Source organism: Micromonospora sp. DT233 (assembly GCF_049841815.1).
In the GTDB taxonomy this organism is placed as follows: domain Bacteria; phylum Actinomycetota; class Actinomycetes; order Mycobacteriales; family Micromonosporaceae; genus Micromonospora.
Genome location: NZ_JBNCLB010000039.1, coordinates 1 through 975, shown reverse-complemented (window position 1 = coordinate 975; position 975 = coordinate 1). Strand labels below are relative to the sequence as shown.

The window sequence follows — 975 nt, the reverse complement described above, 5'->3', positions numbered from 1 at the left end:
GCCTTCGTGACGTCGTGGAACCGCACCGGCTGCCGCAAATTCCGATACCAATACGCCGCATCCAACTCCACACCATCGACCACCCCACCAGTCACCGCCGAATAGAACGGCACCGACCCCGACACCGGCCGAATCACCGCCAAATCCGCCAAAATTCGCTCCCGCAACTCCTCCACATGCGGCGAATGCGACGCATAATCCACCGGAACCCGCCGCGCCCGAACCCCCAACCGCTCCGCATCCGCCAACAACACCTCCAACCCCTCCACATCCCCACTAACCACCGTCGACTCCGCACCATTCACCGCCGCCACACCCACACCAACCGGCAACAACCCCTCCACCTCCGCCACCGGCAACCCCACCGACACCATCCCCCCACGACCCGAAATCACCCGAATCGCCCGCGACCGCAACGCCACCACCCGCGCCGCATCCCCCAACGACAACACCCCCGCCACATACGCCGCCGCAATCTCACCCTGCGAATGCCCCGTCACCGCCACCGGCCGCACCCCCACCGACTCCCACAACCGCGCCAAACCCACCATCACCGCAAACAACACCGGCTGCACCACATCCACCCGCCCCAACCACCCAAAATCACCCGACCGCAACACCCCCACCAACGACCAATCCACAAACGAACCCAACGCCCCCTCACACTCATCAATAGCCGCCGCGAAAACCGGCTCAGCATCCAACAACCGCACCGCCATCCCCGCCCACTGCGAACCCTGACCAGGAAAAACAAACACCGCCCGATGCGCCGTACGCGTCGCAACACCTTCAACCACACCCGGCGACGGCCGCCCCTGCACCAGAGCAGCCAGACCAGCCGCCGGATCCCCGACCACCACCGCCCGATGCTCGAACACCGACCGCGCCGACAGCAGAGCCGACGCCATACCCGGACTCAACCGCCCCGCGTACTCCCGCAACGCCGACGCGGAACGCGCCGAGACCACCAGCGGG

At 66.5% G+C, this 975-nt stretch carries 1 protein-coding gene; it reads right to left on the bottom strand.

Translation table 11 applies throughout. The features are described from left to right. On the bottom strand, nucleotides 1-908 hold a 908-nt coding region (locus ACLQ2V_RS28090), incomplete at its 3' end, for an acyltransferase domain-containing protein (protein ID WP_425721720.1). Nucleotides 909-975 lie beyond the last annotated feature (67 nt).